The following is a 7,951-nucleotide window of genomic DNA, read 5'->3' on the forward strand; positions in this document are numbered from 1 at the left end:
AGTAAGCCAAAAAGGCGCGGTTTTAGGCATCTTTAACGCCTTTGGCTACATGGGAAGCTTTATCGGCGGTATCGGCGGCGGTACTTTGCTTAAATTTTACGGTCTTAGCGCGCTTTCCGCCGTCGTGACGGCACTTTGCGTCGTGTGGCTGATCGCGCTAAAATGGCTAGATAATCCAAATATCTTTAAAAACATCTATCTGCCGTCAAGCACGGATGCCGATCTAGCCGAGATCGAAAAGCAAAAAGGCGTCGTGGAGTGCTACAAAAACGCTCAAAATCTCGTCGTAAAATACAACTCCGAGCTCACTAACGAGGCCGAGATAAAGCAAATTTTAGGCGTTTAGCGGACTTTTACGGACGGTAAATTTACCGAATCCACCCCTCGCAAAACGCCTAAACTTCAGCTCGCGCGCCGTTTAATAACGTAACGACGCCTGTCATGTAAATTTAGCCGATTTTTAGCTATTTTTAAATACTATTATCAAAATCTAATTTCAAAAAAGGACAAAAATGAGCGATCTAAAAAAACAAATCGACGAGCTTTTCGAGGATAAAAAGATGTCCGTTTACGATGCGGCCAAACAGCTAAACGTACGCGAATACGAAATCTTGCAGTACCGCGGCAATGACGAATTTAAGGAAGTCAGCGCAGAAAATTTGATGAAAATTTTTGAAGAAGTCAGCACTTGGGGCGAGATGCTTTTCATCAAAAATACGCCTGAGTTTATCATCGAGATCAAAGTGAGCGTACCTATGCCTAAAAAAGCGAGAGGATTTTTAAATTTCACCGATAAAACAGGCTTTTTGGGCGGCCACCTAAAAGAAGAATCAATCTCCAGCATCGGCTTTGTGAGCACTAAATTTATGGGATTTCTCGGGCACAGCCTGCACTTTTACGACGCGGATCACAACGTGATATTTAAGCTTTTCGTAAATCGCAACGAAAAAATGAAACTAGACGAAGCGCAAGAGCAAAAATTCCTAGCGCTAAAAAATAGCTTTTGATTTTAGATGGCTTTGCCGCGGGTAAATTTTGAGGTTTTATGATGTCTAAAATTTGCAAAATTTACGACGTTTTGATAATCGGAGCGGGCGCGGCAGGGCTATTTTTGGCGGCGAATTTACGCGGTAAAAGCGTCGCCGTACTCGAAAAAAACGCAACTCCTGGTAAGAAAATATTAGCTAGCGGCGGAGGCAGGTGCAACGTCACAAACCGCCGTATCGACGCGTCAAACTACCTCGGTGACGCAAATTTCGTGAAAAATATCCTAAAAAACCTAGACTTCAAAGACGTTTTAAATTTTTTCGGCGAGCTAAAATTTAACGAGCAAAAGCAAAATCAATTTTTCTGCGAAAGCGGCGCAAAGGACGTTTTGGGCGTGCTTTTAAAGCGCGCTAGACAAAGCGGAGCGCAAATATTTTGCGGCGTTTGCGTGAAAAGCGCTAGAAAAATTTTGACCGATGAAAACGGCCAAATTTTAGACGTTTTTCCCGCACAAAATCGCGGTGAAAATTTGACGGATTTTGAGACGAAATTTGATTACGCCGAGCAAAATTTAAACGAAATTTTTGAAGTGCTCGCCGAAAACGGCGATAAATTTTACGCTAAAAATCTCGTCATAGCTAGCGGTGGACTAAGCTACAAAAGCCTGGGCGCTAGCGACATCGGCTACGAAATAGCGCAAAGCTTCGGCATCAGTGTCGCCACGCCAGCTCCGGCGCTCGTGGGATTTACCGTGCAAAAAGAGGAGTTTTGGTTTAAAAATCTAAGCGGAGTTTGCTTTCCTGCCGAGATTAGCGTAGTTTTCGCAAATAAAAACGCCTCAAACCGCGAGTCAAATATGCCGCGCAAATTTGCAGGAGACATACTTTTTACCCACAAAGGCATAAGCGGCCCGGCCGTGCTAAACGCTTCGCTTTTTTGGCAAAAAGGCTTGATGGCGATAAATTTTTGCCCGAATTTTAGCATCGAAACCGCGCAAAAAAGCAAAAAACAGCTCAGCACTATCTTGCCCCTGCCTAGGCGATTTACGCTCGAGTTTCTGCATGCGGCGGGGCTTAACGACAAACCTTACGGCGAGTACAAAGCGGACGAAACGGCGAAAATCTCGCGGCTATTTGATTATAAATTTGCGCCTGCGGGCACGTTTGGCTTCGAGCGAGCCGAAGTCACAAAAGGCGGCGCAGATACGGACGCGCTAGACGCAAACTGCTGCCACAACGGCACTCGCGGGCTTTACTTTATTGGCGAAGTCTTAAACGTGACGGGGATGCTCGGCGGATACAATCTGCATTTTGCGTTTGCGTGCGCGGCAAATTTGGCAAAGCGGTTAAATGCCGAGTAACGACGACTTAGTCAAATTTGAGCCGTAAATTTGGCCCGCCTCAAGATCTAATCGCCAAATTTACAACTCTTTTATCTTTGTCTCCACCTCTGCTTTTAGGCTTTTTGCGTGTTTATCGTTGCTTTTTTCTAAAATTTTATTCACGACTTTAAGGGCTTTTTCGTAGTTTTGCAGCGCTCCTTTTTTATTGCCAAGTCCCGCCAGATCGCCAGCCATCAGCGCATAGTACTTCGCGCGTAGCAAATTTACGCCGTCTGCGCCAAAAACCTCTTCGCAAATCCTAAACGCAACGGCGTGTTTTACGTATGCGCCACCAAAATCACCCATTTTATAGAGCATATCGCCTAGCCCCGCGTAGCAGCTCATGAGATCCTTTTGCACATTCTCGCCGCCAAGCTCATAGTGTCTGATCGCCGAGCCGAAATTCGCTATCGCCTCATCGTATCGCCCCAGCGCCGACTGCGCGCTAGCCACGCCGTAATAGGACTTTGCTAGCCCTTTGTGCTCTTTACCGAGCCCTTTTTATAAAATTTTTAGCGAACGCTCATAGGCCTCAAGCGCCTTTTTCGGCTCGTTTGCTAGCATAAAAAACGTGCCTGCGTTATTTAGCGCCATTATAGTGTTTTCGTGCTCTTCGCCGTACTGAGCCAGGCAAATTTGAGCGGCTTTTTCGCCGGCTATCGCCGTAGCTGCAGCATCGAGATCAGGCTTTATAAACTCATCTATACTACGCTGCATCGCCTCTTCGCAGCTCGTCCCAAATAGCCAAATCGGAAGCAGAAAAATTAAAATTTTACGCATAAAATTCCTTTAAAATTTCGCGCTATTGTGACGACTAAAAGCAAATTTTATATAAGCTTTGGATAAAATCACTAAAATTTAAAGGAGCCAAAATGTCAAATATCTTAATCATAGGCGCGGGCGGCGTGAGCCAAGTCGCGACCGTAAAATGCGCGATGAACGCAGACGTTTTCAGCAAGATCACCCTTGCAAGCCGCACCAAAAGCAAGTGCGACGCGATCGCTAAGTTTATCAAAGATCGCCTAGGCGTCGCTATCGATACCGCCCAGATCGACGCGGACGACACCGACGCAGTGGTAGCGCTCATCAAAAAAACGGGCGCCGAGCTACTGCTAAACGTCGCGCTGCCGTACCAGGACCTAACGCTCATGGACGCTTGCGTAAAGGCTGGCATACCTTACATTGACACCGCAAACTACGAGCACCCCGACACGGCGAAATTTGAGTACAAGCTGCAGTGGGCGAAGGACGGCGAGTTTAAAGCCGCAAACACGATGGCGCTGCTGGGAAGCGGCTTTGACCCGGGCGTGACGAACGTATTTTGCGCCTACGCACAGCAAAATCTCTTTGACGAGATCCACGAGATCGACATCCTGGACTGCAACGCGGGCGATCACGGATATCCGTTTGCGACGAATTTCAACCCAGAAATAAACCTGCGCGAAGTGAGCGCAAAAGGCCGCTACTGGGAACGCGGCGAGTGGAAAGAGACTGAGCCGATGGAAATAATGTTCAAATGGGATTACCCCAAAGTTGGCGTCAAAGATAGCTACTTGCTCTACCACGAGGAGCTTGAAAGCTTGGTAAAAAACATCAAAGGGCTAAAGAGAATTCGCTTTTTTATGACATTTGGACAGAGCTACCTAACTCACATGAAATGCCTAGAAAACGTCGGCATGCTACGCATCGATGAGGTCGAGCACAACGGCGTAAAGATCGTGCCGATCCAGTTTTTAAAGACGCTTTTGCCTGATCCTGCGTCGCTAGGCCCTCGCACGAAGGGCAAAACCAACATCGGCTGCGTAATCCGCGGTCTAAAAGACGGCAAAGAGCGCCAGGTTTATATCTACAACGTCTGCGATCATGAGGCTTGCTACGCCGAGACGGGCGCGCAGGCTGTTAGCTACACTACAGGCGTGCCAGCGATGATCGGCTCGATGATGGTCGCGAAGGGCATTTGGAGCGGCAAGGGCGTCTTTAATATGGAAAATTTCGACGCCAAGCCTTTCATGGACGAGCTAAATAAGCAGGGGTTGCCGTGGGAGATCATCGAAATGAAGCCTGGTGAGAGGTATGAAGTCTAAATTTAGGCTTGTCTCGTAAGTGTATTTTGCGGAGCTTGAAATTTTCACCCTTCGACAGACTATATGTCTAGTCTTGGGATGAAAATTTCTTCGCAACCCCAAAATCCATCTCACGACACTTTGCCTGTGGGTTTGTGGTATTTAAATTTTAATATACATGCTCCACTTAAAAATCTTCTGCTTGCAGCTACGAGCGAAGCGAAGTAGAAATTTCGCTTCGTCTAAGAGAAAAATCCTGCACCAAATTTTTATAAATTTCGTTGCTTTTGTTAGCAGTTGCGACCACGATCCATCTAGCGATACTTTGCCTTATTATAGTGTGTTCAAATTTATAATTTAAATTTAACTCCGTCCGTTAGCAAATTTAGCCCGCCATCTTAACTTCTGTTGCGGCTAAATTTTTAAATTTGACGATAATTTTGGAGTATATTTATAGCTAAATTTAGCTGCCAACCAGCCACGTTAGCGCCTTTACTGTGCGTCCTATCTCGTCTGCGTAGTGATTGCCTGGATTTAGCTCAAATTTGCTTCCGACGCCCAAACTCTCAAAGTGCGCGGCAATATCGCGCGTGGCCTCTAGCGCCGTTTTTAGGTATTCGTTTTTGCTCATACTCTCGCGGTCGCCGATCGAGAGATACGCGCGCTCAAGCTTACCCGCAAGATGCGAGCCCAGCGCAAACTCGCGAAAATCCTTATACCAAAGCGAGCCCGAAACGCTAGCGACGCGCGTAAACATAGGCGTTTTATAAAGCGAATAAAGCGCGAAAAGCCCGCCTAGCGAGTATCCGGCGATCCCAAGCCACGCCGCATCGCCCGTTCTTGCCAGCACGGCAGGTGCGATCTGCTGCGTTAGAGTTTGCAGGTATTCATCCGCCCTACCCTCAAAAGGCGCCTCTTTCTTAAAAAGAGCAGGCATCGGCCAGGGCGTCATTTCGGAGTTCCACTCTAGTCCGCCCACTGCCGCGAGCGTGAGATTTACGCCGCCAAGCTCACTTAAAGCTCGCACGATCTCGTCCGCTTCGTTGGCAAACGCGTTATAAAATACTATCGGCGCGCCTGCGTTTTGCAAACCGCCATCATCCGCCTTTTGCGTCAAATTTTGCGCTCCTATGCGGTAGATTGCGACCTTTTTACGGGCTATTTCAAACTCCTCTTTCACGGCGGCCCTTTTTTGCGTTCGCGTAAATTTTACTTTTTCTTATTTTCGCTTTTTTGTGCGTTTAGCGCCTCAAATTTCTGCTTTAAAATTTTAAAAACCTCGTGCTTTGAAAGCTCGTATTTATCGTATATCACGGCATCGTCGTCACCGATAGGCTGCATGAGGCCATCAGCTGCGTCGCGGTCTAGTTTGCCTCTTTTAAATCTCACGTTTAAAACGTCGATTTTGCGTTTAGAGTCTACCATGCGAACGCCGATTTCTTCGATATCTTTAAAGTAAAATTTGGCGTTCTTGCCGCCCTTTTGCACCAAAAACCCGTCGTCATCGATGCTTAAAAAGCTAACTTGAAATATCTTTTTCACGCAAAAAACGGCGCAGATCACGGCAACGACCATCGTAAAAACTCCCGTCCCGCCTATGCCGTAATAAAAATACTCCGCGCACCCCGCCGCAAACAGCGCAACCGCCAAAAATAGCGCGCTTACCGCCCCTTTTTTATTTTCTTTCGTCGTCATATTTTACCTTGGATTAAATTTTTAGCCCCATTATATCTTAAGTCGGCGATTTTTCGGCATTACGGAATAAAAAATAATAATAAAGCAGAAAATTCGGCGCAAGCAGATCTTTAAGCGCCGAATTTAAGGATTATTTTATTTTAGCTTCGAGTGAAATTTCTACATCCGGATAGCTTTTGCCACCATGAAAAGGCTTGGCTGAAGCCGCGTATTTTTCAAATGTCTCATTGAGTTTCAAATCAGCCAACAAATCAATGCCGATTTTAGCCTTTAGTTTACCATCTTCCACCGTATACTGCGTTTTGTAAGACTTTGAGTTTCCTTTTACGCTAACTTCGACTTCAGCTTCGCCCGCTTTTTCGTCGCCGCTTACGGATACAATTTTAGCCATTATTGCGTTGCTGTCAAAGATCATACCGATGCGTTTGTCGCGATCGGGCAACTTTGTATCGATATTTTTAGGATCGATGTTAAACTCAAAGGTTTTTAGAAAATCAGCAAAATTTGCGTTTTCCGCGCTTTTAAAGCCAAGATCTTTAAACGTACCCTCGACGGCTGTTTTGTTAGCTAACTTATAACCAACGAATTTGACGCTAGGGTTGCCATCTACACTAAAAGCAAATGCCGAAGCAGCCAGCAATGACGCAGCCAGCGCACCTGAAATGATTTTTTTCATTTCCTCTCCTTAATATTTAATATTAATAACTACTATCGTTAAAATGGGAATTATATAATCTTACTCTTCAAAGAAAGCTTAAAGCGGATATTTTTTATCCTCTTTTTTGAGTTGCCGTTTTTATGGTGCTTATAAAGCGCATCTGGAAAATTTCAAACGCGAAAAATACTAAATCGCCGTATAGATTTGCTCCAAATTTAAATTACTCTTTCCTAAAAAGAGATAAAAAATCGCCGCTTCTACCGCACTATCCGAAGCCTACACGCTGAAAATATTTCCTTTTCGAGTACCGCGCAGCATCCTAAAATGTAGCCAAATTTAACCAAAGCGGAGTATAATGCTAATGAAATAGCGGCTTTAAGGAGGCGAAATGGGTTTAAATTTGAGCAAATTTTACGCGTTTTTTGCCTTTTTTATCCTGATTTTTGCAGGCTGCGCGGACGAGAAGGGGAGCGCATTTTTTAACGGCTACGTCGAGGGAGATTATCTTTACGTCGCGCCTAGCGTTAGCGGACGGATCGTAAATTTAAGCGTCAAAGAGGGCGCCGTCGTCCAAGAGGGCGAGCCGCTTTTTGCGCTTGAGAGCGCCGAAGCGCTGGCAAATTTAGACGCCGCAAAGGCTAACGTGAGCGCTCTGGAAGCCGAGCTAGCCGACCTTAGCACTGGCAAGCGCCACGAGGAGCTCGAGCGGATAGGTGCCGAGCTAAAACAAGCAAAGGCCACGCTTTGGATCGCGGAGGCTAACTACGAACGCGCGAAGTCGCTGCTGGCCAAACATGCCGTTTCACAAAAAGATTTCGACGCAGCAAAGGCGGAATTTGACCGCGCAAACGCCCTAGTTAGCGAGCTAAACGCCGCGCTAAAAATCGCAAATTTGCCCGCTAGAAGCGAGCAGATAACAAGCCTAAAAGCAAAAATACAAGCGGCCAAAGCTAACGAGCGCGCCGCGCGGTGCAGGCTAGAGCAAACCGCCGTCCTAGCGCCAAAATCCGGACTCGTCGAAGATATATTTTATAAAACGGGCGAGTTCGTCCAAAGCTCGCAGCCAGTGCTATCTCTGCTGCCGCCTGGCGAGGTCAAGATCAGATTTTTCGTGCCGGTTTGCAAAAACTGTTTCACAGCGATCCGCGCGTCAGCTTCTTGGCTCAC

The 7,951-nt window shown here is 46.5% G+C and carries 9 protein-coding genes and 1 pseudogene; 5 read left to right on the plus strand and 5 right to left on the minus strand.

What is annotated here, in order from left to right; genetic code table 11:
* The 3 genes and pseudogenes from Q0200_RS09405 to Q0200_RS09415 form a co-directional block, all read left to right on the plus strand.
* Positions 1 to 346: pseudogene (locus tag Q0200_RS09405) on the plus strand (MFS transporter); the annotation flags it as partial.
* Between the two features lie 166 nt (positions 347 to 512).
* Positions 513 to 1,007: a heme utilization cystosolic carrier protein HutX gene (hutX, locus tag Q0200_RS09410; protein WP_297940639.1), complete on the plus strand. Its 495-nt coding sequence runs from the start codon at positions 513 to 515 to the stop codon at positions 1,005 to 1,007.
* A gap of 41 nt (positions 1,008 to 1,048) precedes the next feature.
* On the plus strand, positions 1,049 to 2,347 hold the full coding sequence (locus tag Q0200_RS09415; protein ID WP_297940642.1) for an NAD(P)/FAD-dependent oxidoreductase: 1,299 nt from the start codon (positions 1,049 to 1,051) through the stop codon (positions 2,345 to 2,347).
* 60 nt (positions 2,348 to 2,407) lie between these two features.
* Here Q0200_RS09415 and Q0200_RS09420 read toward each other — a convergent pair whose 3' ends face one another.
* On the minus strand, positions 2,408 to 2,821 hold the full coding sequence (locus tag Q0200_RS09420; protein ID WP_297940644.1) for a tetratricopeptide repeat protein: 414 nt from the start codon (positions 2,819 to 2,821) through the stop codon (positions 2,408 to 2,410).
* Between the two features lie 48 nt (positions 2,822 to 2,869).
* Positions 2,870 to 3,148 (minus strand): tetratricopeptide repeat protein, encoded by a 279-nt coding sequence (locus Q0200_RS09425; RefSeq protein WP_297940646.1) that lies wholly within the window; start codon positions 3,146 to 3,148, stop codon positions 2,870 to 2,872.
* Between the two features lie 92 nt (positions 3,149 to 3,240).
* On the opposite strand from Q0200_RS09425, the gene Q0200_RS09430 reads away from it, so the two are divergent.
* A complete protein-coding gene (locus Q0200_RS09430) occupies positions 3,241 to 4,452 on the plus strand; it encodes a saccharopine dehydrogenase family protein (protein WP_297940648.1) in 1,212 nt (403 codons plus the stop codon).
* A gap of 442 nt (positions 4,453 to 4,894) precedes the next feature.
* Here the strand turns inward: Q0200_RS09430 and Q0200_RS09435 are convergent, their stop codons facing one another.
* The 3 genes from Q0200_RS09435 to Q0200_RS09445 all read right to left on the minus strand — a co-directional run bounded on the left by Q0200_RS09435 (position 4,895) and on the right by Q0200_RS09445 (position 6,802).
* Complete coding sequence (locus tag Q0200_RS09435) at positions 4,895 to 5,611, minus strand: alpha/beta hydrolase-fold protein (RefSeq protein ID WP_297940649.1); 717 nt, start codon at positions 5,609 to 5,611, stop codon at positions 4,895 to 4,897.
* Between the two features lie 29 nt (positions 5,612 to 5,640).
* The gene (locus Q0200_RS09440; protein ID WP_297940651.1) at positions 5,641 to 6,126 is read right to left on the minus strand and encodes a molybdate transport repressor; all 486 of its coding nucleotides are present in this window, start codon (positions 6,124 to 6,126) and stop codon (positions 5,641 to 5,643) included.
* 130 nt (positions 6,127 to 6,256) lie between these two features.
* Positions 6,257 to 6,802: a YceI family protein gene (locus Q0200_RS09445; RefSeq protein WP_297940653.1), complete on the minus strand. Its 546-nt coding sequence runs from the start codon at positions 6,800 to 6,802 to the stop codon at positions 6,257 to 6,259.
* Positions 6,803 to 7,172: 370 nt separating this feature from the next.
* Here Q0200_RS09445 and Q0200_RS09450 point away from each other — a divergent pair.
* Positions 7,173 to 7,951: HlyD family efflux transporter periplasmic adaptor subunit (locus Q0200_RS09450; RefSeq protein ID WP_297940655.1), on the plus strand; the 779-nt coding region annotated here is incomplete at its 3' end.

Source organism: uncultured Campylobacter sp., from assembly GCF_938045225.1.
Classification (GTDB): domain Bacteria; phylum Campylobacterota; class Campylobacteria; order Campylobacterales; family Campylobacteraceae; genus Campylobacter_A.

What these genes read in the sequence shown, in the direction of transcription:
- Q0200_RS09415 (WP_297940642.1), top strand. Translation starts at nt 1,049, where the DNA reads ATGTCTAAAATTTGCAAAATTTACGACGTTTTGATAATCGGAGCGGGC.
- Q0200_RS09445 (WP_297940653.1), bottom strand. Translation starts at nt 6,802, where the DNA reads ATGAAAAAAATCATTTCAGGTGCGCTGGCTGCGTCATTGCTGGCTGCT.
- Q0200_RS09430 (WP_297940648.1), top strand. Translation starts at nt 3,241, where the DNA reads ATGTCAAATATCTTAATCATAGGCGCGGGCGGCGTGAGCCAAGTCGCG.
- Q0200_RS09425 (WP_297940646.1), bottom strand. Translation starts at nt 3,148, where the DNA reads ATGCGTAAAATTTTAATTTTTCTGCTTCCGATTTGGCTATTTGGGACG.
- hutX (WP_297940639.1), top strand. Translation starts at nt 513, where the DNA reads ATGAGCGATCTAAAAAAACAAATCGACGAGCTTTTCGAGGATAAAAAG.
- Q0200_RS09440 (WP_297940651.1), bottom strand. Translation starts at nt 6,126, where the DNA reads ATGACGACGAAAGAAAATAAAAAAGGGGCGGTAAGCGCGCTATTTTTG.